Source organism: Streptococcus sp. (assembly GCF_030825805.1).
Classification (GTDB): domain Bacteria; phylum Bacillota; class Bacilli; order Lactobacillales; family Streptococcaceae; genus Streptococcus.
The window spans coordinates 1-21,712 of sequence record NZ_JAPJPF010000032.1 but is presented as its reverse complement, the minus strand read 5'-3'; the positions used below and the strand labels follow the sequence as shown (position 1 = coordinate 21,712).

The 21,712-nt window shown below is 41.8% G+C and carries 21 protein-coding genes and 1 pseudogene; 18 read left to right on the top strand and 4 right to left on the bottom strand.

Annotated features, from left to right (window positions below; all coding sequences use genetic code 11):
• Positions 1-147: 147 nt before the first annotated feature.
• The 4 genes from RCH62_RS06110 to RCH62_RS06095 all read right to left on the bottom strand — a co-directional run bounded on the left by RCH62_RS06110 (position 148) and on the right by RCH62_RS06095 (position 3,891).
• Positions 148-1,866, bottom strand: coding sequence for a phospho-sugar mutase (locus RCH62_RS06110; protein WP_048715947.1), 1,719 nt, complete (start codon positions 1,864-1,866; stop codon positions 148-150).
• A gap of 236 nt (positions 1,867-2,102) precedes the next feature.
• Complete coding sequence (locus RCH62_RS06105; protein WP_129269106.1) at positions 2,103-2,663, bottom strand: ECF transporter S component; 561 nt, start codon at positions 2,661-2,663, stop codon at positions 2,103-2,105.
• Positions 2,660-3,199: a phosphopantothenoylcysteine decarboxylase gene (gene coaC, locus RCH62_RS06100; protein ID WP_048715950.1), complete on the bottom strand. Its 540-nt coding sequence runs from the start codon at positions 3,197-3,199 to the stop codon at positions 2,660-2,662. The genes RCH62_RS06105 and coaC overlap by 4 nt, the downstream gene beginning before the upstream one ends.
• Before the next feature lie 5 nt (positions 3,200-3,204).
• Positions 3,205-3,891: a phosphopantothenate--cysteine ligase gene (locus RCH62_RS06095; RefSeq protein ID WP_306474847.1), complete on the bottom strand. Its 687-nt coding sequence runs from the start codon at positions 3,889-3,891 to the stop codon at positions 3,205-3,207.
• A gap of 267 nt (positions 3,892-4,158) precedes the next feature.
• On the opposite strand from RCH62_RS06095, the gene RCH62_RS06090 reads away from it, so the two are divergent.
• From RCH62_RS06090 to RCH62_RS06005, 18 genes and pseudogenes are all read left to right on the top strand, one after another.
• On the top strand, positions 4,159-5,829 hold the full coding sequence (locus RCH62_RS06090) for a formate--tetrahydrofolate ligase (protein ID WP_306474846.1): 1,671 nt from the start codon (positions 4,159-4,161) through the stop codon (positions 5,827-5,829).
• Between the two features lie 79 nt (positions 5,830-5,908).
• Positions 5,909-6,421, top strand: coding sequence for a GNAT family N-acetyltransferase (locus RCH62_RS06085; RefSeq protein ID WP_048715955.1), 513 nt, complete (start codon positions 5,909-5,911; stop codon positions 6,419-6,421).
• A gap of 483 nt (positions 6,422-6,904) precedes the next feature.
• Positions 6,905-7,792, top strand: a complete 888-nt coding sequence (locus RCH62_RS06080; protein WP_229102040.1) for a DUF3137 domain-containing protein — start codon at positions 6,905-6,907, stop codon at positions 7,790-7,792.
• A 2-nt stretch (positions 7,793-7,794) separates the two neighbouring features.
• Complete coding sequence (locus RCH62_RS06075; protein WP_048715957.1) at positions 7,795-8,349, top strand: LemA family protein; 555 nt, start codon at positions 7,795-7,797, stop codon at positions 8,347-8,349.
• A 158-nt stretch (positions 8,350-8,507) separates the two neighbouring features.
• Entirely contained in the window at positions 8,508-9,584 is a 1,077-nt protein-coding gene (locus RCH62_RS06070; protein ID WP_048715959.1) for an aspartate-semialdehyde dehydrogenase, read from the top strand.
• 89 nt (positions 9,585-9,673) lie between these two features.
• Positions 9,674-10,609, top strand: a complete 936-nt coding sequence (gene dapA / locus RCH62_RS06065) for a 4-hydroxy-tetrahydrodipicolinate synthase (protein WP_048715961.1) — start codon at positions 9,674-9,676, stop codon at positions 10,607-10,609.
• Positions 10,610-10,680: 71 nt separating this feature from the next.
• The gene (locus RCH62_RS06060; RefSeq protein WP_006597242.1) at positions 10,681-11,019 is read left to right on the top strand and encodes an ATP cone domain-containing protein; all 339 of its coding nucleotides are present in this window, start codon (positions 10,681-10,683) and stop codon (positions 11,017-11,019) included.
• A 124-nt stretch (positions 11,020-11,143) separates the two neighbouring features.
• Positions 11,144-11,995 (top strand): ribosome biogenesis GTPase YlqF, encoded by an 852-nt coding sequence (gene ylqF / locus RCH62_RS06055; RefSeq protein WP_048715962.1) that lies wholly within the window; start codon positions 11,144-11,146, stop codon positions 11,993-11,995.
• Positions 11,982-12,752, top strand: a complete 771-nt coding sequence (locus RCH62_RS06050; protein ID WP_129822075.1) for a ribonuclease HII — start codon at positions 11,982-11,984, stop codon at positions 12,750-12,752. The genes ylqF and RCH62_RS06050 overlap by 14 nt, the downstream gene beginning before the upstream one ends.
• Positions 12,753-12,763: 11 nt before the next feature.
• Positions 12,764-13,690: an ROK family protein gene (locus tag RCH62_RS06045; protein WP_048715966.1), complete on the top strand. Its 927-nt coding sequence runs from the start codon at positions 12,764-12,766 to the stop codon at positions 13,688-13,690.
• A gap of 76 nt (positions 13,691-13,766) precedes the next feature.
• The gene (gene dprA, locus RCH62_RS06040) at positions 13,767-14,609 is read left to right on the top strand and encodes a DNA-processing protein DprA (protein ID WP_048715968.1); all 843 of its coding nucleotides are present in this window, start codon (positions 13,767-13,769) and stop codon (positions 14,607-14,609) included.
• Positions 14,610-14,701: 92 nt separating this feature from the next.
• Positions 14,702-16,789 carry a type I DNA topoisomerase gene (topA, locus tag RCH62_RS06035; protein ID WP_306474845.1) on the top strand — a complete coding sequence of 696 codons (2,088 nt, stop codon included), beginning with the start codon at positions 14,702-14,704 and terminating at the stop codon, positions 16,787-16,789.
• Between the two features lie 107 nt (positions 16,790-16,896).
• On the top strand, positions 16,897-17,574 hold the full coding sequence (locus tag RCH62_RS06030; protein ID WP_306474844.1) for a SatD family protein: 678 nt from the start codon (positions 16,897-16,899) through the stop codon (positions 17,572-17,574).
• Positions 17,558-18,262 carry a DUF3307 domain-containing protein gene (locus tag RCH62_RS06025; protein ID WP_306474843.1) on the top strand — a complete coding sequence of 235 codons (705 nt, stop codon included), beginning with the start codon at positions 17,558-17,560 and terminating at the stop codon, positions 18,260-18,262. Before RCH62_RS06030 ends, RCH62_RS06025 begins: the two co-directional genes overlap by 17 nt.
• 158 nt (positions 18,263-18,420) lie before the next feature.
• Positions 18,421-19,755 (top strand): methylenetetrahydrofolate--tRNA-(uracil(54)-C(5))-methyltransferase (FADH(2)-oxidizing) TrmFO, encoded by a 1,335-nt coding sequence (gene trmFO / locus RCH62_RS06020; RefSeq protein ID WP_306474842.1) that lies wholly within the window; start codon positions 18,421-18,423, stop codon positions 19,753-19,755.
• A gap of 94 nt (positions 19,756-19,849) precedes the next feature.
• The gene (locus RCH62_RS06015) at positions 19,850-20,677 is read left to right on the top strand and encodes an alpha/beta hydrolase (protein ID WP_306474841.1); all 828 of its coding nucleotides are present in this window, start codon (positions 19,850-19,852) and stop codon (positions 20,675-20,677) included.
• Positions 20,678-20,716: 39 nt separating this feature from the next.
• Positions 20,717-21,457: an esterase family protein gene (locus RCH62_RS06010; RefSeq protein WP_126404226.1), complete on the top strand. Its 741-nt coding sequence runs from the start codon at positions 20,717-20,719 to the stop codon at positions 21,455-21,457.
• A 22-nt stretch (positions 21,458-21,479) separates the two neighbouring features.
• Positions 21,480-21,712 (top strand): annotated as a pseudogene (locus RCH62_RS06005) (carbamoyl phosphate synthase large subunit); the annotation flags it as partial.

The following is a 21,712-nucleotide window of genomic DNA, read 5'->3' as shown; positions in this document are numbered from 1 at the left end:
ACTTCAAGATCTTTAATATCTTCTAAAAATTGTTCCATGAGATTACCTCGCTTTCTTATAAATCTAGTATGCCATAAAGGGCGAAAAAATGCTGTATTTTGATACGAAAAAAAGATGAGATTGGTTGATCTCATCTTTTGTGGTTTCTTATTTTACAAAGGCATTGATTTCAGCTTCGATGTTAGCAATTTTAGCTTGAGAATCTTCGTTGCTTTCACCAACAACGGCAATGTAGAACTTAATTTTTGGTTCTGTACCTGAAGGGCGAACGGCAATCCAAGAACCATCAGCAAGTGTGTATTTCAATACATCACTTGGAGGAGTTGTCAAGGTTGTTACAGTGCCATCAGCAGCAGTAGATGTTTGTGCTTTGAAGTCTTCAGTGATTGAAACTTCTGTTGAGTTAAATTCTTTTGGCCCGTTTTCACGGAATTTCGCCATAATCGCTTTGATTTGCTCAGCACCGTCAACACCAGAAAGTGTAACAGAGATTGTCTTTTCAGCATAGTAGCCGTACTCTTTGTAGATTTCTTCGATACCGTCAGCAAGTGTCAAACCACGAGAGCGGTAGTAAGCAGCAAGCTCAGCAACGACAAGGACAGCTTGAATCGCATCTTTATCACGTACGAATGGTTTAATCAAGTAACCGAAGCTTTCTTCAAATCCCATCATGTAAGTGTGATTGTGTTTTTCTTCGAATTCTTGAATCTTTTCAGCGATGAATTTGAAACCAGTCAAGACGTTAAACATAGTTGCGCCGTAGCTTTCAGCAATCTTCGTTACCAAGTCAGTTGATACGATAGATTTGCAAAGGGCTGCATTTTCTGGAAGAGTGCCAGCATTTTTGTGAGCTTCCAAGATGTACTTAGCCATGATAGCACCGATTTGGTTACCTGAAAGGTTAAGGTAGCTACCGTCTTTTTGAAGGACTTCAACACCGACACGGTCAGCGTCAGGGTCAGTTGCGACAAGAACATCAGCTCCTACTTGGCGACCAAGTTCTTCTGCAAGAGCAAAGGCTGCTTGGCTTTCTGGGTTTGGTGATTTTACAGTTGAGAAGTCAGGGTCTGGAGTTGCTTGAGCTTCAACGACTTGAACAGAGTCAAATCCTGCTTGAGCAAGAGCACGACGAGCCAACATTTCACCAGTACCGTGAAGAGGAGTGTAGACAATCTTCATGTCTTTGCCAAACTCTTCAATCAAGGCTGGGTTGATGTTAACGTCTTTTACTTCTTTGAGGTATTCAGTATCGACAGCTTCACCGATGACTTCAATCAAACCAGATGCTTTTTCAGCTTCAACATCCGCAACTTCTACAGCGAATGGATTGTCGATGGCACGGATGTAGGTTGTCAAAGCGTCCGCGTCGTGTGGAGGCATTTGACCACCATCTTCACCGTAAACCTTGTATCCGTTAAACGGAGCAGGGTTGTGGCTAGCAGTAATCATGATCCCTGCGAAACAGTTTAGGTGACGAACAGCAAATGAAAGTTCTGGAGTTGGACGGAGACTTTCAAAGACATAGGATTTAATACCGTGTTTTGCAAGAACGGCTGCTGATTCAAAGGCAAATTCTGGAGAGAAGTGACGGCTATCGTAGGCGATGGCTACACCACGTTCTTTTTCATTTCCACCTTTAGATTCGATCAAACGCGCCAAACCTTCAGTTGCTTGACGAACAACGTAGATATTAATGCGGTTAGTCCCAGCACCAATCAATCCGCGCATACCAGCAGTACCGAATTCAAGGTTTGTGTAGAAGGCATCTTCCTTCGTTTTTTCATCCATGCTTTCCAAATCACGACGAAGGTAATCTGGTAGGTCCGCGAAATCAGCCCATTTTTGGAAGTTTTCTTGATAAGTCATAGTGCAACTCCTTATTTCTATAAATTAATCGCTTACATTATAGCAAATTTTTTCAGAAAATTCTAGCGATAATTGTAAATCTTTTCAAAAATAAAGGGGGAATTTTGGATAGAAAAAAAGAGGCTGGGACAAAAGTCCTAGCCTCTCAATTGTCTTTGGATTGTCGAGCAAGACGCAGTTTTCGAGTGGGCTCTACTACGCTGATTTCATCAGCTTTTATAGCCCTACTCAACTGTTTATTTTATTTTTTCAAGGGCTGGGACAACGGCACTAGTGATCAGAACCGTTGCAATAACTTCGATAAGTGAGTTTGTAGACACAATCAAGGCTAGAAAATCGTTGATTCCACCTTTGAATTGACTACCAAAAAAGAAGTAAATCCCACTTAAAACAAAAACGGTATTGGTCATGGATCCGACAATGCCGGCTGTTATTAACCCGGTACGATTGCGCATTAATTGATAGATATAGTAAGGTGTTATTCCGATCAAGATACGTGGAACTATTGCAATAAGGAGGGAATAGAAGTTTCCGTTTGGTACAAAGGGACTAAAGAGGTGGCTTGCAGGTGTTAAAACAAGGGTATTCATCGTTAAACTAAATAGTCCCATAAGCAATCCTAAGGTAGCTCCGATTCGTGGCCCGTAAATGATAGACGCGATCACAACAGGAATATGAACCAAGGTTGGCTGAATACCTGATGGTACAAAATGTAAGATGAAGGAAGTTGTAAAATGGATGGTAATCATTACCGCGAAAAATATAGCAATGCGTGAAATGGATGAAGATTTTTTCATGAAAGTGACTCCTGTATAGTAGTTAGAATGGTTTCGATAGAAGCTAAAGCTCCAGACCCTTGATCGCCACAAGCCAGAGTAGCATGGCGAGGTTGAATAATCTGATAGCCGTAGTCTTGTAAAAGTTTTAGATTTCGTTGGGTAGCTGGGTGTTCCAGCATTTTCGTATTCATAGCGGGGGCTAGGATTTTTTTAGTTCCTTGAGGCAAGGCTAGAGCTGTGCTCGTCACCATATTATCCGCTAGCCCTATGGCAAGTTTTGCAATGGTATTGGCACTTGCAGGAGCGACTAGAAAAAGATCAGCCTCTTTCCCCAAGTCAATATGTTGGATTTGTTTTGGATCGTCTTCTGTCATGACCTCTACCAGGACAGCTTGTTTGGAGAGGACCTGAAGTGTTAGAGGGGTAATAAAAGCTGTAGCTGCAGGAGTCATAAGAATCTTTACCTGGTGACCGAGCTTGGTCAATTGACTGGTGAGGTCTGCTGCCTTGTAGGCAGAAATGCTCCCAGTTACAGCCAGTAGTATATTCGCCATAGGTTTTATCCTTTGTTCCTAATGTGATGATAAATTTTTTGAGCAATATCCAATTTCGTTTCGGCTATTTGAGTAGCATCTTTCGTAACTAAGTAAGCTCGATGTTTTCCGTCTTGAATTTCGCTTAAGTCATTGGCAACAATCATTTCTGCCTGATTTTTTTCGAGACTTGCACGAGCAACGGCTAGGAGTTGATCCTGTGCTACACCAACCAGCAGTTTAAAGCCGATCAAGCGAATGTCTGGATTCCATGTTTTTACTAAGGAAATCAACTTAGGATTTTTCTTTAAAAAGAGAACTTGGTAATCTTCCTCTGAAGAAATTTTCGATTCCTGGTTGGTTTGATGAAGAAAATGCTCTAAATTGCTAGCTTCTTTGACAGCCTGGAAACCTGACATATAGACAGGGCTGTAGTCAGAGACAGCCATAGCATGGATGAGCACCTGGTGAGTTGGAGTTTCTTTTTCAAAGACTGTTTGAAGTTCAGCGACATCTTTGATAAATATCTTTCTTAAATGAGGATGTTCTTTAGGCTGAACCGCAGTTGGAGTTGTCACCAGAGTCACAGAAAAACCTGCCTCTAAAAAACGTTTGGAAATGATTTTTCCAAGTTGACCAGTGGAATGGTTGGTAATCGAACGAACCTGATCAATCTTTTCACTCGTCCCACCGGAAGTAATCAAAATATTCATAGGCTTATTTTACAAGAATTTTATATTTTAGTAAAGCCAAGAACACGGCTCTTGCGATTGTTGGTCAAGGGGATACAAAGGCGGTAGAGTAGACGACGAAGGGACTCATAGTTATTTCATATAGAGGGGTATAAGAAATTGGAATAAAGGCTGAAAAAGCAGAGTTACTAAGCAAAAACCGAACGAATGAGAAAAGTTTGAGATTTAAAATATATATCCTTGTGAAATTTCTGTATAATAGGATTATTAAATAGTGAGGAGATTCAGATGAAGACAGATATCGAGATTGCACAAAGTATTGAATTGAAACCAATCACAGATGTGGTAGAGAAATTGGGTATTCACTTCGATGACCTAGAACTCTATGGAAAGTACAAGGCAAAATTAACCTTTGACAAGATCCAAGCCGTTCAGAAGGAAGAACCAGGAAAGCTCATCTTGGTAACCGCCATTAACCCGACTCCAGCAGGGGAAGGAAAGTCTACCATCACCATTGGTTTAGCAGATGCTTTAAATAAAATTGGCAAACAAACCATGATTGCCATTCGCGAACCTTCTTTAGGTCCTGTTATGGGGATTAAAGGGGGAGCAGCAGGTGGAGGTTATGCACAAGTTCTACCAATGGAAGACATCAACCTTCATTTCACGGGTGACATGCATGCCATTACAACAGCAAATAATGCACTTTCAGCTTTGATCGACAATCATTTGCATCAAGGAAATGAGCTAGGCATTGACCAACGTCGGATTATCTGGAAACGGGTAGTGGACTTGAATGACCGTGCTTTGCGTCACGTATCGGTCGGTCTTGGTGGACCGCTCAATGGGATTCCTCGTGAAGACGGATTTGATATCACCGTTGCTTCTGAGATTATGGCCATCCTTTGCTTGGCGACAGATATTGAAGACTTGAAACGTCGTTTGGCCAATATTGTGATTGGTTACCGTTATGATCGTAGTCCAGTTTATGTCCGCGATTTAGAAGTAGAAGGGGCGCTTGCCTTGATTCTGAAAGATGCGATCAAGCCAAACTTGGTCCAAACCATCTATGGAACGCCAGCCTTTGTTCATGGTGGACCTTTTGCTAATATTGCCCATGGATGTAATTCTGTTTTAGCTACCTCAACCGCTCTTCGTTTAGCCGATTACGTAGTGACAGAAGCAGGTTTTGGCGCGGATTTGGGAGCTGAAAAATTCTTGGATATCAAAACACCAAATCTTCCTGTTAGCCCATCTGCAGTGGTGATTGTCGCAACGATTCGTGCTTTGAAGATGAATGGTGGAGTTGCCAAAGATGCTCTTTCTGAAGAAAATGTAGAAGCTGTTCGTTCAGGTTTTGCGAACTTGGAGCGCCACGTAGAAAATATGCGTAAATTTGGAGTTCCTGTAGTAGTGGCTATTAATGAATTTGTCACAGATACAGAAGATGAAATTGCAGCTCTGAAAGAACTCTGTGCTTCTATTCAAGTTCCTGTTGAATTGGCGAGCGTTTGGGCTGATGGTGCTGATGGAGGATTGGCCCTAGCAGAAACAGTAGTGGAGACACTTGAAACAAGTCCAGCCAACTACACTCGTCTTTATGATAATGACCTTTCTGTTGAAGAAAAGATCACTAAGATTGCCCAAGAAATTTACCGGGCCGACAATGTTGTCTTTGAGAAGAAAGCCAAAACTCAGATTGCTCAAATCGTGAAAAATGGCTGGGACAAGTTGCCAGTTTGTATGGCTAAGACCCAATATAGTTTCTCAGATGATCCAAGTCTCCTCGGGGCGCCGTCTGGTTTTGACATTACCATTCGCGAATTGGTACCTAAGACTGGTGCAGGCTTCATTGTTGCTTTGACAGGTGAAGTGATGACTATGCCTGGATTACCAAAACGTCCTGCTGCTTTGAACATGGATGTAGCAGAAGATGGGACTGCTTTAGGATTGTTCTAATAAAATATATAGAGGTTGGCGGACAACCTCTATTTTTGTGCTTTTGGGGTATAATAGAGAAATAGAAAGCGAGAAGACCATGCTGAAGATACGACCAGTCACCCTTGAAGATGCTCCTGAACTTGTCAGGATTTATGCTCCCTATGTTGAGAAAACAGCCATCACTTTTGAATACCAGGTTCCGACCATTGAGGAATTTGAAGGGCGTATCGAAAAGATCCTTCAACGTTTTCCCTATTTAGTAGCAGAAGTAGACGGTCAAGTCCTTGCTTATGCCTATGCCTCAAGCTATTATGATCGATCAGCATATGATTGGGCGGTGGAAGTATCCGTCTATGTGGATCAAGATCGTCGTGGGCAAGGTCTGGGTTCTCGATTGTATGAGGCATTAGAGTCGGAGTTGGAGGCGCGTGGTTATTTACGTTTCTTAGCTTGCATTGCCCTGCCAAATCCAGCTAGTATCGCCCTCCATGAGAAACGTGGCTATGTGAAAGTTGCTCATTTTCCTAAAATTGGCTATAAATTTGATCAATGGCATGATATTGTCTGGATGCAAAAGACGATCGAAGGGCCTGTGAAGCCCCTAATGTAAAAATTAGAAGGAGCTTAGCTTTGCTCAATTTCTTTTAAGTTATTTAAAAGGAAGTCTAGAACGAGCCTCTTGACTTTTTTGGGCCGTTCATGGTACACTAAGTTTATGCGATGAGTCGATTGGCTCTTAGGAGCCTTTTGCGCTGAGGAGGTCTACATTTAATTGTAACGCAGGAGCGGACCTTGAACAGTTGTGTGAACCTGCTGTTCTCATCGAAAGATGCCTCGAATCCCTTACCATGTGGTAAGGGATTTTTTTTGTAAAAATTCATAGTAAGCAAATACATAAATTTGTTTGCCTCTTATGACTACCGGTGATATAATGATGTAAATAAATGGATTCATTTGTGTTTGAAAGGAGATGGTTATAGTGTATGATCAAAACAGTCCAAACAACAAGTGGTCACAAGAAACGTTTCAACGTATCAGTGAACTGGAAAAATTAGAACAATATCAAGCTAAGTTGCTCATTATGAAGTAACAAATGAAGAATAATCTTCATTGGAGAAACGCCACTATTCTTGGTGGTATTCTAGCTTTTCTCTCCTTCCAACTTGTTAGATGGCGAGCAGCGATTGTTATCATTCTTCTTGTAGTGGTGTTTTATTATTTACCGGCATACAAAAAACGAAAAGCCTTATTCGGAGATCAGGTTCGATCCAATGAAGAGATTTATATTACAGATTTTCTTTGTCCCATCCTGAAAGAAGTTTTTCCTCAAGCGGAGCTAACTCTGACAGCTGACTACCCAATGAATGTCCTGCAGGTCATTAGTCCGAGATCGACTAAGTTTGATCTCTTTCATCAATTGTCTTTCCATGATGAAAAGAATCTCGTAGTAGCCAATCTCTATGCTTATCATATTGAGACGCGAACAAAGAGAGACTCAAGTGGGGAAACTCATACGGTCAGAGAAGAAGTTGAAGATTTTGCTGGTCAGATTTTTTCTTTAAAAGCTCCTATCTCATTTCCAGGGCACTTGAGAGTTGTTCCAACCAAGAAATCTTTGTTTTTAAAAAGAGAACTAAAAGGTGCCTATCCGGGTGCTGGACCTAATGAAGTTCAAATTGAAACAGAAGATATCCGAAACAATGAAAATTACAATATCTATTGTACAGATGAACTGGCTGCTCGAAAATTCTTAAAACCCAAGATCCTAGAATGGTTTGATCAGCAAATTTCTCAAAATGCTATGTGTGTGTATTTAGTACAAGATACACTCTATATTTCCTTATATACTAACCGCTACCTTTTCCCAACACCGAATAGAAAAGATGCAATCGAAAGTCTTTCGATTGCTGCAGAGTATCAAAAACTCTGTAGGGAGATTGATCTCATTGATGAATTAACCAATATATTTAAAGGAGAATAACTATGTTAGGATTATTTATTGCCATCGTCGTTTTTGCTCTTGTCATTGTTATGTGGTTTATCGGTGAAAGCAATCGCTTGAATCGTTATCAGGTCATGATTGAAGAAGCAAAGAGAACGGTTGATATAATTCTTGTCAAACGCTACGATACCATTTCTGAAATGTTGAAGGCAGCTAAGGCCTACGCCAAACATGAAGAGAAAGTCTTTACCGAATTAGTAGCCCTTCGTCAAGGTGCCTCTATCCAAGAATCCAACCAAGTTATTGCCAATCAAAATGATGTCTTGGCACAAATCCGAGCAGTAGGTGAGAATTATCCAGATCTCTTATCTTCTAACCAATTCTTGGCCTTGCAAAAAGAAATTGCAGACGAAAATGAAGATTTGGCAGCTTCTAAACGTATTGTTAATAGTAATATTAGCCAAATCAACCAAGCAATAGTAACCTTCCCAACTTCACTAGTGGCGGGTATCAAAGGGATGCAACAGGTGCCATTTTTATTGGAAGATACTCAAGGCAAGAAGAATTTGAATGATTTGGATTATGAAATCCATTAATTTTCAATAAAAGCTATTCGATATCTAGAAACTATCCCGGTCTTAGATCGGGATTATTTTGTTTTTATAAGTGTAAAATACACTTTTCATTTGTAGGGAAAAATAGTATAATAGATAAAATTCACAAATTTTTAGAAAATTCCGAAAGAGGTTTTATTATGGGATATACAGTTGCTGTTGTCGGTGCTACAGGTGCCGTTGGTGCACAAATGATCAAAATGCTGGAAGAATCAAGTCTTCCAATTGATAAGATTCGCTACCTTGCATCTGCGCGTTCAGCAGGGAAGGTCTTGCAATTCAAAGGGCAAGACGTGACCATTGAAGAAACAACTGAAGAGGCTTTTGCAGGAGTAGATATCGCTCTCTTCTCAGCTGGAGGATCAACTTCAGCTAAATATGCACCATATGCTGTTAAAGCTGGTGCGGTCGTAGTAGATAACACTTCTTACTTCCGTCAAAATCCAGATGTACCATTGGTTGTTCCTGAAGTAAATGCACATGCGCTTGATGCCCATAACGGAATCATCGCCTGTCCTAACTGTTCAACCATTCAAATGATGGTAGCTCTTGAGCCTGTTCGTCAGAAATGGGGCTTGGACCGTATCATCGTGTCTACTTACCAAGCTGTCTCTGGTGCTGGTATGGGAGCCATTCTTGAAACCCAACGTGAATTGCGTGAAGTATTGAATGATGGAGTGGATCCACGTGATTTGCACGCGGAAATCTTACCTTCAGGTGGCGATAAGAAACATTATCCAATCGCCTTTAACGCCCTTCCTCAAATTGACGTCTTCACTGATAATGACTACACATATGAAGAAATGAAGATGACGAACGAAACTAAGAAAATCATGGAAGACGATAGCATTGCCGTATCAGCAACATGTGTACGTATTCCAGTCTTGTCAGCTCACTCAGAGTCAGTTTACATTGAGACCAAAGAAGTAGCACCAATCGAAGAAGTAAAAGCTGCTATTGCTGCCTTCCCAGGAGCAGTGTTGGAAGATGATGTGGCTCATCAAGTATACCCACAAGCTATCAATGCGGTTGGTTCTCGCGATACCTTTGTTGGTCGTATCCGTAAAGACTTGGATGCTGAAAAAGGGATTCATATGTGGGTGGTTTCTGATAACCTTCTTAAAGGAGCTGCTTGGAACTCAGTTCAAATTGCAGAAACCCTTCATGAACGTGGACTCGTGCGCCCAACAGCTGAGTTGAAGTTTGAGTTGAAATGATTCATTAACTAAATAAATTGTAATAGGGGACAGCTATCAACTTTTGGTGCTGTCCCTCTTCCCTATGGTTGTCTCAAGAAGGAGTATGTATGTCTTATCAAGATTTAAAAAATTGTAGAATGATCACTGCCTTTATCACTCCCTTCCATGAAGATGGTTCGATTAATTTTGAGGCTATTCCTCCGCTTATTGAACATCTTTTGGCTCATCACACAGATGGGATTCTTTTAGCTGGTACCACAGCTGAAAGTCCAACTCTAACACACGATGAAGAATTAGAACTTTTTGCAGCGGTGCAAAAGGTAGTCAACGGACGGGTTCCTTTGATTGCTGGTGTCGGGACCAATGAAACTCGCGACTCGATTGAGTTTGTAAAGGAAGTCGACCAATTTGGTGGTTTTGCTGCCGGATTAGCGATTGTCCCTTATTACAACAAACCTTCTCAAGAAGGTATGTACCAGCATTTTAAGGCTATTGCAGACGCTTCTAACTTGCCAATCATAATCTATAACATTCCTGGGCGCGTGGTTGTCGAAATGACACCAGAAACCATGCTTCGTTTGGCAGAACATCCAAATATCATCGGGGTAAAAGAGTGTACAACCCTTGCCAATATGGCTTATTTAATTGAGCACAAGCCAGAGGAGTTCCTCATTTATACGGGAGAGGATGGAGATGCTTTCCATGCCATGAACCTTGGGGCAGATGGGGTGATTTCAGTAGCATCTCATACCAATGGGGATGAAATGCACGAAATGTTCCTAGCCATTGAAAATAATGATATTAAAAAAGCGGCGGCCATTCAGCGCCAATTTATCCCGAAAGTCAATGCTCTCTTCTCTTATCCAAGTCCAGCTCCAGTTAAAGCAGTCTTGAACTATATGGGCTTTGAAGCAGGGCCAACTCGTTTGCCATTAGTGCCAGCTCCTGCTGAGGAAGCGAAGCGCATTATCAAGGTTGTAGTGGATGGGGATTACCACGCGACCAAAGAAATCATTACGGGAGTTCTTCGTCCGGATTATTGACGTTTTAGATTCTTGACAAATCCCCTATTTATTTAGATAATAGAAGTATATTGATGATCAAGGAGAATAAGATGGAAGTCATTAAACGTAGTGGTGAAGTTGTAGAATTTGATCCAGATAAAATCTATCAAGCTGTTTTGAAGGCAGCACAAACAGTCTATGTCTTGACCGATGATCTTCGCCAAAACTTGGCGCAAGTGACTAAAAAAGTTGTGATGGATTTGGAAGAAGCGAAAGTGGAACGTGCCACAATCAGCATGATCCAATCAATGGTTGAGCACCGTTTACTTGGTGCTGGTTATATTACCATTGCTGAACACTATATTTCTTATCGTTTGCAACGCGATTTGGAACGAAGTGGCTATGGAGACCACATCGCTGTTCACTTGCACTTTGAGCAAATTCGCTAAAATAAGAAACGAAGTTACGGGTGTAGCTTCGTTTTTTTAAGAAAAAATGGGGAGCAGTTTTAAAAGAAAATACTGTATTTCATGGTATAATAGATAAGATTGAATGTTGAAAGGATTTCATTTCATGGCGATTATTCAATGGTTTCCTGGACATATGTCCAAAGCTAGAAGACAAGTACAAGAAAATATTAAATTTGTGGATTTCGTGACAATTTTGGTGGACGCTCGTTTGCCTCTATCAAGTCAAAATCCTATGTTAACAAAAATTGTTGGTGATAAGCCTAAGCTGATGATTCTGAACAAGGTAGACTTGGCAGATCCTGTCGCTACAAAAGAATGGCAGGAGTATTTTGAGTCACAAGGGATCAAAACTTTGGCTATTAACTCTAAAGAGCAATCTACGGTTAAAAAGGTTACAGATGCTGCTAAGTCTTTGATGGCCGATAAAATTGCCCGTCAGAAGGAACGAGGGATTCAAATTGAAACCCTTCGGACCATGATTATCGGGATTCCCAATGCTGGTAAATCAACGCTGATGAACCGCTTAGCAGGGAAAAAGATTGCTGTTGTTGGAAATAAACCAGGGGTGACCAAGGGGCAACAGTGGTTGAAAACCAATAAGGACCTCGAAATCTTGGATACCCCAGGGATTCTTTGGCCAAAATTTGAAGATGAAGAAGTGGCCTTGAAGCTCGCCTTAACAGGAGCAATTAAGGACCAGTTGCTTCCAATGGATGAAGTGACCATTTTTGGCCTCAACTATTTTAAAGAGCACTACCCTAAAGAGTTACAAGAACGCTATAAGCAAATGAAATTAGATCAGGAAGCGCCTGAAATCATTATGGAGATGACTCAACGCTTAGGTTTCCGAGATGATTATGATCGCTTCTACAGTTTGTTTGTCAAGGATGTACGTGATGGTCGTTTGGGTCGCTATACCCTTGATCGTGTAGGTGAAGTAGATGCCAACGATTAAAGAAATCAAAGAGTGTTTGTCAACGATTGATAGGCTAGATCATCCCTTATTTGAAGAGTTGATCCTTGATGGTCGAGCGGGCGTTCAAGCGGCTATCAGCAAACGAAAACGCGAACTCCAAAAACAAGTAGACGAAGATTTGCGTTTGGAAAAAATGCTAGCCTATGAGAAAGAACTTTATGCTCAAGGGATTCATCTTATTGCAGGTGTTGATGAAGTAGGGCGAGGCCCTTTGGCTGGCCCTGTCGTCGCAGCAGCCGTCATTCTGCCTGAAAATTGTAAGATTCCAGGTTTAAACGATAGTAAGAGAATTCCAAAATCGAAGCACCATGCTATTTACCAAGCGGTTTTAGATCAGGCTCTCTCTGTCGGGATTGGGATAAAAGATAATCGGGTCATTGATCAGGTTAATATTTATGAAGCAACCAAATTAGCCATGCTTGAGGCTATTCAAGAATTGGACCCTCAACCTCAACACCTCTTGATTGATGCTATGAAATTGGACCTCCCTATTTCTCAGACATCCATCATCAAAGGAGATGCTAATTCTCTGTCTATCGCAGCTGCTTCTATTGTGGCGAAGGTGACACGAGATCAGATGATGGCAGCCTATGACCAAAAGTATCCAGGTTATGATTTTGCTCAGAATGCGGGGTATGGGACAAGCAATCATCTTGAGGGCTTGGAAAGACATGGGGTCACGCCTATCCATCGTCGAAGCTTCGAACCCATTAAGTCCATGACGGATCTTGACTAGGAGGGAAGGAAATGCTATTAGCCTTTGATATTGGAGGAACCTTTATTAAATATGCCTTAGTGGATGAAGCCTATCAGGTGAATGATTCCTCTAAAGTTCCGACACCAGCTACTATTGAGGAATTCTGGGAAGCTCTTGAGCGCGTGATTTGCTTGTTCCAGAATCGAATCACTGGGATCGCCATCTCTTGTCCGGGTGAAATCAATAGTCGACTGGGATTTGTCTTTAAAGGTGGCCTCGTTCCTTATTTAAGGAATATTCCTTTAGCTTCTCGTTTAAATAAGACTTTTCAAGTCCCTGTGACCGTCCTCAACGATGGGGATGCTGCAGGCTTGGCAGAAGCACGAATTGGAAACCTCCAGGATTGTGATTGTGGCGCAACCTTTGTGTTAGGAACTGGGGTAGGCTTAGCCTTGACTTCCAACGGTTCCTTAATTTCCACCTGGAATCTCAAGGATTATCTTCGTTGGCCAAGCTTAGGGGAGAAGCAAGTGACTCCTGAACAAAAGCAATATCAGACCGAGATTTTGCGACATGGGATTTCCAGTTTGGTTCAAAATTTAGGCTCTGCAGTCAATTTTGTGGCTAATGCTAGTCGACTCTTAGAATTGCCTGAAGAAGATGGAGTTCAAGTTTTTGAAGTCCTTGAAGCTGGTTATCATGAGGAATTGCAAGACTTATTTGCTTCTTATTGTCGAGAAATTGCGATCCTAATCTATAACCTTCAGTCTTTGGTTCGGCTTGAAAAAGTGACGATTGGTGGGGGAATTAGTAGTCAACCCCTTCTTTTAGAAGAGATTAACCATCAGTATAAAAGCCTGATGGAGGAAAGTGGGGAGCAACGATTTTCTTTAGTAGAGATTCAAGCAGCTCGTTACCACAACTCAAGTAATCTTTTGGGGGCAGTTTGTCATTTTAACATCTTAGAAAATCATTAAAAAGTTCTATTTTTAGAGCTTTTTTTGTTTTCTTTTACGAATATTATAAATAGATAGTAGAAAAAGAGGTTTACGAATGAAGAAATATGAACTTTATAAATTAAAGGTTGCTGGCCTGTCAAATCTACAGGTTTTTAACATTGTCAATTACTGGGAAATGAATGGGGAGTGGCCCTCTTTAGAATTAATGGCAAAAATTGCAGGTTGTCGTAATCAAACACTATTTATGGAACGGTATATCCGGATTGATGACAAGGTCTTGAGAGAAGAGTTTAAGGAGTTTGATTCGATTTCCATTATGGATCCGGAATATCCTGAAGAGCTTCTCTGGATGCATAACCCACCTGTTTTGTTGTTTTACTCAGGCAATATTGATCTTCTTAAACAGCCAAAGATTGCGGTCGTAGGAAGTCGATCCTGTAGTCGTAACGGGATTCAATCCGTCGAGAAAATCATTAACGAGTTAAATAATGAATTGATTGTGGTGAGCGGATTAGCCAAGGGAATTGATGCTGCAGCCCATTATGCCGCTATTCGAAATGGAGGAAAGACAATTGGAGTGATTGGTACTGGCTTAGATGTCTTCTATCCTAGATCCAATAAACAATTGCAGAAGTACATGAGTGGGAGTCATTTAGTGTTAACAGAATACGGTCCTGGACAAGGCCCTCAAAAACATCATTTTCCAGAACGCAATCGGATTATTGCTGGGCTTTCTAGAGCAGTGATTGTGGCGGAAGCGCGGATGCGATCTGGAAGTCTGATCACCTGCGAGCGTGCTATGGAAGAAGGGCGAGATGTCTTTGCTATTCCTGGTTCGATCTTGGATGGACGTTCAGATGGCTGTCACCACCTCATTCAAGAAGGTGCAAAGCTGGTCACCAGTGGAAAAGATGTCCTAGATGAGTTTGAATTTTAAAATGAGTTTTCCTATAGGAGAACTTCACGGTTGACATCCCGAAAAAAATAGTTTACACTCTATGAGGTTTATTACAAAATAGAGGTAAAAAAGTGGCTACTAAAACAAAAAAGAAAACCACAACAACTAAAAAGAATTTAGTCATCGTGGAGTCTCCTGCGAAAGCGAAGACGATTGAAAAGTATCTTGGTAGAAATTATAAGGTCATGGCCAGCGTGGGTCATATTCGTGACTTGAAAAAATCTACCATGTCTATTGATTTTGAGAACAATTACGAACCAGAGTACATCAATATTCGCGGAAAAGGTCCTTTGATTAATGATTTGAAAAAAGAGGCTAAAAAAGCCAAACAAGTCTTTCTCGCAAGTGACCCGGACCGTGAAGGAGAAGCTATTTCTTGGCATTTGGCGCATATTCTTCAGTTGGATAAGGAAGATAAGAACCGCGTTGTTTTCAACGAAATTACCAAGGATGCGGTAAAAAATGCCTTTCAAGAACCCCGTAAGATTGATATGGATCTGGTAGATGCTCAACAAGCGCGCCGTGTCTTGGACCGGATTGTTGGGTACTCCATCTCACCAATTCTATGGAAAAAGGTGAAGAAGGGACTTTCGGCTGGTCGGGTGCAATCCGTTGCGCTTAAGTTAATTATTGACCGGGAAGAAGAAATCAATGCCTTCCAACCAGAAGAATATTGGACAATTGATGGAACCTTTAAAAAGGGGACCAAGCAATTCCAAGCCAATTTCTATGGAATGAATGGCAAGAAGATGAAACTTCAAAACCAGGAGGATGTGAAAGCTGTACTTTCGCATCTAGATGGGAAAGAGTATATCGTTGAAAAGGTTGAGAAGAAAGAGCGCAAACGCAATGCGCCGCTTCCTTACACAACTTCTTCCATGCAGATGGATGCTGCCAATAAGATCAATTTCCGTACTCGTAAGACCATGATGGTAGCACAGCAATTATACGAAGGAATCAATATTGGATCAGGTGTTCAAGGTTTGATTACCTACATGCGTACGGATTCGACTCGGATTAGTCCAGTCGCTCAAAATGAAGCAGCTAGCTTTATCGTTGATCGATTTGGAGATAAGTATTCTAAGCATGGTAGCCGGGTTAAGAATGCTTCTGGTGCTCAAGATGCCCACGAAGCCATTCGTCCTTCTAGCGTCTACAATACGCCTGAGAAAATTGCCAAGTATTTGGACAAGGACCAGCTCAAGCTCTACACCTTGATCTGGAATCGTTTTGTGGCTAGTCAGATGACAGCAGCTATTTTTGATACCATGAATGTCCGTTTAGGGCAAAATGGAGTTCAATATACAGCAAATGGAAGTCAGGTGAAGTTTGACGGCTATTTGGCGATCTACAATGATTCGGACAAGAATAAGATGCTACCGGACATGGAAGAAGGTGACACCGTCACTCAGGTCAACAGCAAACCTGAACAGCACTTTACCCAACCACCAGCTCGTTACTCTGAAGCGACTTTGATTAAGACTTTAGAAGAAAATGGAGTTGGTCGTCCTTCAACCTATGCACCGACCATTGAGACCATTCAAAAACGCTATTACGTGAAGCTTGTAGCCAAACGCTTCGAGCCAACCGAATTAGGAGAAATCGTCAATAAACTGATCGTTGAATTCTTCCCAGATATCGTCAATGTAACCTTTACCGCTGAGATGGAAGGAAAGTTGGATGATGTCGAACTCGGGAAAGAACAGTGGCAAAAGGTTATTGATTCCTTCTACCAACCCTTTAAAAAAGAAGTAGCCAAGGCTGAAGAAGAGATGGAGAAAATCCAAATCAAGGATGAGGCTGCTGGATTTGACTGTGAGGTTTGTGGAAGTCCGATGGTCATCAAGTTGGGTCGATTCGGTAAGTTCTTCGCTTGTAGTAATTTCCCTGATTGTCGCCATACCCAAGCTATCGTTAAGGAAATTGGAGTGGAGTGTCCAGATTGTCACCAAGGCCAAATTATCGAGCGTAAAACCAAACGGAACCGTCTCTTCTATGCCTGCAATCGCTACCCAGACTGCGAATTCACCTCTTGGGACAAGCCAATCGGCCGTGACTGTCCGAAATGTGGTCACTACCTAGTTGAGAAAAAAGTTCGTGGTGGTGGTAAGCAGGTCGTATGTAGTAACGGCGACTACGAAGAAGAAAAAGTGAAATAATCTTTTAGAATCATTCGATGTCTATTATAACGGCAATTTTTAAAAATGTCTGTTATAATAGACATTTTTGTTTTTTTTCGTTATAATAGACATAAGGAGGTGGGCTTATGTATCTTGCTTTGATTGCAGATGTCATTGATTCTAAAATGGTTCAAGAGCGTTTTGACCTGCAAAAACAGTTAGAAAAAACGCTTCAAACGATGAATGAACTATTTGGAGAATTCTTAGCATCCAATTTTACCTTGACCCTTGGTGATGAGTTTCAGGCGCTTTTAAAGGCGGATGCTCCGGTTTTTCAAATCATCGATACCCTGCGTTCTGAACTAACCCCGACTCAACTTCGTTTCGGGATTGGTCTCGGGGAGATTTTAACGGATATTGATCCCTTACAAAGTATCGGTGCGGATGGGCCAGCCTATTGGAATGCACGCGCCGCCATCAATCTGGTTCATCAGAAAAATGACTACGGCAATACCCAGATTTATTTTTTAAGTGGGAAGGAAAAGCAAGACTTCTTTGTGAATGCCCTCATCGCTTCCGGGGAAGCCATTCGTTCGGATTGGCGTGGCAGTCAGGAAGAAATCCTGCTAGATCTTCTTAAGAGATGTGTATATAGTGAGAATTTTAGCCAGCAGGATTTGGCCCAATCGCTGGAGATAAACCCAAGTGCTCTCTCTAAACGGCTGAAAAGTAGTAGTATCCGTGTTTACTTGCGGGGGCGAGCAGCAGCGCTAGCGAGTATTCAAAGTTTAGCGAAAGGAGAGGCTTATGACAGGATTATCTAGTATCGTAACAAATCCATACTTGCTTCTCTTGTTAAGTTGTCATTTGTTGTCGGATTATTATTTTCAAAGTCAAAAGATGGCGGACCACAAGGATCAGGATAAGAAGGTGCTCGGCCTTCACATTCTGTATGTAGCTCTGCCTCTATTCGTCGTTTCCCTCTGTCATCTGGATTTGTGGTGGATTTGCTTGGTCATTTTGCTGACTCATGCGGGAATAGATTTCTTGAAACCGATCGTGCAGCAACAATTGAAACTACCAACCACCTGGACTTTTGCCTTGGATCAAGTCTTGCATGTCGGTATCATTAGTTTCCTAGTCCTTTGGGGAGCTAAAAATGGCACGACTTATTTACCTAGTGACAGTTTAAAGTTAATCTTTTATGTCCTCCTAGTGGGAAAACCGACCAATATTGTCTTTAAGATTCTTTTTGCCAAGTACCAACCTACTTTGAGAAAGAAAATGGATACCATCACTGGGGCTGGTTCCATGATTGGCTTCTTAGAGCGGTTGATTATCGGTGCCTGTCTCGTCTATGGGCAATTTGCTTCTATCGGCCTGGTCTTTACGGCTAAATCTATCGCCCGCTACAATAAAATTTCGGAGAATCCAGCCTTCGCAGAGTATTATTTAATCGGGTCCTTATTCAGTATCCTATCAGCCCTCTTTGCTGCTTGGTTGTGTCTATAAGAAAATAAATAACAGACTTAGGTCTAAGACAGGAAGGAAACCCTCCCTGTCTTTTTACTTGGCTTTTTGGTATAATGGACCAAGTAGAAAATTAGAAAGATTTGTGGGTGTCTAACAGTCCAGTGGGGTGTTTGGATACCTAAAGAGGTATTAGTGTCATGTCTCAATCTTATATCAATGTTATCGGTGCAGGCCTTGCTGGCTCCGAAGCAGCTTATCAGATTGCCCAACAGGGTATTCCGGTCAAGCTATACGAAATGCGGGGAGTCAAATCTACTCCACAACACAAAACAGACAACTTTGCTGAGTTAGTCTGTTCCAACTCTCTCCGAGGGGATTCTCTAACCAATGCTGTCGGGCTCCTCAAAGAAGAAATGCGACGTTTAGGTTCTGTTATCCTTGAAGCAGCAGAAGCGACTCGTGTACCGGCTGGTGGAGCATTGGCAGTTGACCGGGAAGGCTTTGCTAGTCGGGTAACGGAGAAGGTATCTCAACACCCGCTCATCGAAGTGATTCGCGATGAAATTACAGAATTGCCGACAGACGCGATCACAGTGGTCGCAACGGGTCCTCTAACCAGTGATGCCTTGGCGGAAAAGATCCACGCGCTCAATGGTGGCGATGGTTTCTATTTTTACGATGCAGCAGCTCCCATCATCGATGTCAATACCGTCGATATGAGTAAGGTTTATCTTAAGTCTCGCTATGATAAAGGCGAGGCAGCCTATCTCAACTGTCCCATGACCAAACAGGAATTTATGGATTTCCATGAGGCTTTGATCAATGCAGAAGAAGCCCCACTTAACTCTTTTGAAAAAGAAAAGTATTTCGAAGGTTGTATGCCAATTGAAGTCATGGCTAAACGAGGCATCAAAACCATGCTTTATGGTCCTATGAAACCAGTTGGACTCGAGTATCCGGATGACTACAAAGGGCCTCGTGATGGGGAGTTTAAGACGCCTTACGCAGTAGTCCAGCTTCGCCAAGACAATGCGGCAGGAAGTCTCTACAATATCGTCGGTTTCCAAACGCATCTCAAGTGGGGCGAGCAAAAACGGGTCTTCCAAATGATTCCAGGTTTAGAAAATGCGGAGTTTGTGAGATATGGAGTCATGCACCGCAACTCTTACATGGATTCTCCGAACCTGCTTGAACAAACCTACCGTTCGAAGAAACAAGCCAACCTCTTTTTTGCGGGGCAAATGACAGGGGTAGAAGGCTATGTTGAGTCGGCAGCTTCAGGCTTGGTTGCTGGGATTAATGCAGCTCGTCTCTTTAAAGGTGAAGAAGCAGCTGTGTTCCCTGAAACAACAGCTATCGGAAGCTTGGCCCACTATATCACTCATGCTGATAGCAAGCACTTCCAACCGATGAATGTCAACTTTGGAATTATCAAAGAGCTAGAAGGCCTACGCATTCGGGATAAAAAGGAACGTTATGAGAAAATTGCCGAACGTTCTTTACAAGATCTGGCAACATTTATTGGAAAATAAAGTCAATTAATGAAAAAGTTTGGAGAAATTCAGACTTTTTCTTATAAAAATGGTATAATGAATAAAAATTTAGAATATAGAGAGTTTTCTGACAATGAACAAATCCTATTTTTATTTAGATATGAAGACACACGAGTTGAAAGTGCCTTATACCGGAAAACTCCGTCGTGTGCGAGTCTTATTACCTAAAAATTATGAAACAGATACTGATCGGCGCTACCCCGTAGTTTATTTCCATGATGGGCAAAATGTCTTCTATAGCAAGGAAGCCTATGTAGGTCACTCTTGGAAAGTCATTCCAGCCATTAAGCGAAATCCTGACATTAGTCGGATGATTGTCGTTGCCATTGATAATGATGGCTTACAGCGGATGAACGAATACTCTGCTTGGAAGTATAAGGAGTCCAATATTCCTGGGATGCAATTTGGTGGCAAGGGTATCGAGTACGGAGAGTTCGTTATGGAAGTGGTCAAACCTTTCATTGATCAAGAATATCGAACGCTTGCTGATCGAGAACATACAGCCATGATTGGCTCTTCGCTTGGTGGAAATATTACCCAATTTTTGGGCTTAGAGTACCAAGATCAAATCGGTTGTCTGGGAGTCTTCTCCTCTGCTAACTGGCTGCACCAAGATGCCTTCAATCATTATATCGAGCGTAAAAAATTATATGCAGATCAACGCATTTACATCTATGTGGGGACGGAAGAGGCTGATGATACAGATAAAACCCTGATGGCAGGGAATATCAAGCAAGCCTATATTGACTCATCTCTTCGTTACTATCATGATGTCATTCAACAAGGAGTAGCTTTAGAAAATATCGCCATTCGGATTCAATCTGGGGCTATCCACCACGAAGAAGCTTGGGCAGAGCATTTACCGGAATGTCTTCGTTTCTTAGCAGAGAAGTGGGACTAGAAGCTTTTGAAAATTTTATAATAAAGAAAGAGGGAACCTATGAATATTGAACATCTTAGCCACTGGAGTGGCCAACTGAACCGAGAAATGTATCTAAACCGTTATGGACATGCAGGGATTCCTGTAGTGGTCTTCGCTTCATCAGGTGGAAGCCATAATGAGTACTATGACTTTGGTATGATTGATGCCTGTGCTCAGTTTATCGAAGAAGGACGGGTTCAATTTTTCACCCTTTCAAGTGTCGATAGTGAAAGCTGGCTTTGTAATTGGAAAAACCCTCACGACCGTGCAGAAATGCATCGGGCCTATGAACGCTACGTGATTGAAGAAGCCATTCCTTTCATTAAGCACAAAACTGGCTGGTTTGATCCGATGATGACGACTGGTTGTTCTATGGGTGCCTACCACGCCCTTAATTTCTTCTTGCAACATCCGGATGTTTTTAACAAAGTTGTAGCCTTGAGTGGTATCTATGATGCTCGTTTCTTTGTTGGTGAATTTGGTGGGGATGAAGCGATTTACCAAAACTCTCCATCTGATTACATTTGGCATCAAAATGATGGCTGGTTTATCGACCGTTACCGTCAGGCGGAAATTGTCGTTTGTACCGGTCTTGGAGCTTGGGAACAAGATGGTCTACCATCTTTCTACAAACTGAAAGAAGCCTTTGACCACAAAAATATCCCTGCTTGGTTTGCTGAATGGGGACACGATGTAGCCCATGATTGGGACTGGTGGCGCAAGCAAATGCCATATTTCTTAGGACAAATGTATCTATAAGTCAAAAAGGGAGGAGACCTCTATGAATTATCTTGTTATTTCACCTTATTATCCACAAAATTTCCAACAATTCACCATTGAACTAGCAAACAAAGGAATCACTGTCTTGGGGATTGGTCAAGAGCCGTACGAACAGTTAGATGAGCCTTTGCGCAATAGTTTGACAGAGTATTTCCGTGTAGAAAATATGGAAGACTTAGATGAAGTGAAGCGTGCAGCAGCCTTTCTGTTCTATAAACACGGCCCAATCGATCG

Bases quoted from the DNA above. Each gene is read 5' to 3' on its own strand.
- RCH62_RS06110 (WP_048715947.1), bottom strand. From the start codon at position 1,866: ATGACTTATCAAGAAAACTTCCAAAAATGGGCTGATTTCGCGGACCTA.
- RCH62_RS06105 (WP_129269106.1), bottom strand. From the start codon at position 2,663: ATGAAAAAATCTTCATCCATTTCACGCATTGCTATATTTTTCGCGGTA.
- coaC (WP_048715950.1), bottom strand. From the start codon at position 3,199: ATGGCGAATATACTACTGGCTGTAACTGGGAGCATTTCTGCCTACAAG.
- RCH62_RS06095 (WP_306474847.1), bottom strand. From the start codon at position 3,891: ATGAATATTTTGATTACTTCCGGTGGGACGAGTGAAAAGATTGATCAG.
- RCH62_RS06090 (WP_306474846.1), top strand. From the start codon at position 4,159: ATGAAGACAGATATCGAGATTGCACAAAGTATTGAATTGAAACCAATC.
- RCH62_RS06085 (WP_048715955.1), top strand. From the start codon at position 5,909: ATGCTGAAGATACGACCAGTCACCCTTGAAGATGCTCCTGAACTTGTC.
- RCH62_RS06080 (WP_229102040.1), top strand. From the start codon at position 6,905: ATGAAGAATAATCTTCATTGGAGAAACGCCACTATTCTTGGTGGTATT.
- RCH62_RS06075 (WP_048715957.1), top strand. From the start codon at position 7,795: ATGTTAGGATTATTTATTGCCATCGTCGTTTTTGCTCTTGTCATTGTT.
- RCH62_RS06070 (WP_048715959.1), top strand. From the start codon at position 8,508: ATGGGATATACAGTTGCTGTTGTCGGTGCTACAGGTGCCGTTGGTGCA.
- dapA (WP_048715961.1), top strand. From the start codon at position 9,674: ATGTCTTATCAAGATTTAAAAAATTGTAGAATGATCACTGCCTTTATC.
- RCH62_RS06060 (WP_006597242.1), top strand. From the start codon at position 10,681: ATGGAAGTCATTAAACGTAGTGGTGAAGTTGTAGAATTTGATCCAGAT.
- ylqF (WP_048715962.1), top strand. From the start codon at position 11,144: ATGGCGATTATTCAATGGTTTCCTGGACATATGTCCAAAGCTAGAAGA.
- RCH62_RS06050 (WP_129822075.1), top strand. From the start codon at position 11,982: ATGCCAACGATTAAAGAAATCAAAGAGTGTTTGTCAACGATTGATAGG.
- RCH62_RS06045 (WP_048715966.1), top strand. From the start codon at position 12,764: ATGCTATTAGCCTTTGATATTGGAGGAACCTTTATTAAATATGCCTTA.
- dprA (WP_048715968.1), top strand. From the start codon at position 13,767: ATGAAGAAATATGAACTTTATAAATTAAAGGTTGCTGGCCTGTCAAAT.
- RCH62_RS06030 (WP_306474844.1), top strand. From the start codon at position 16,897: ATGTATCTTGCTTTGATTGCAGATGTCATTGATTCTAAAATGGTTCAA.
- RCH62_RS06025 (WP_306474843.1), top strand. From the start codon at position 17,558: ATGACAGGATTATCTAGTATCGTAACAAATCCATACTTGCTTCTCTTG.
- trmFO (WP_306474842.1), top strand. From the start codon at position 18,421: ATGTCTCAATCTTATATCAATGTTATCGGTGCAGGCCTTGCTGGCTCC.
- RCH62_RS06015 (WP_306474841.1), top strand. From the start codon at position 19,850: ATGAACAAATCCTATTTTTATTTAGATATGAAGACACACGAGTTGAAA.
- RCH62_RS06010 (WP_126404226.1), top strand. From the start codon at position 20,717: ATGAATATTGAACATCTTAGCCACTGGAGTGGCCAACTGAACCGAGAA.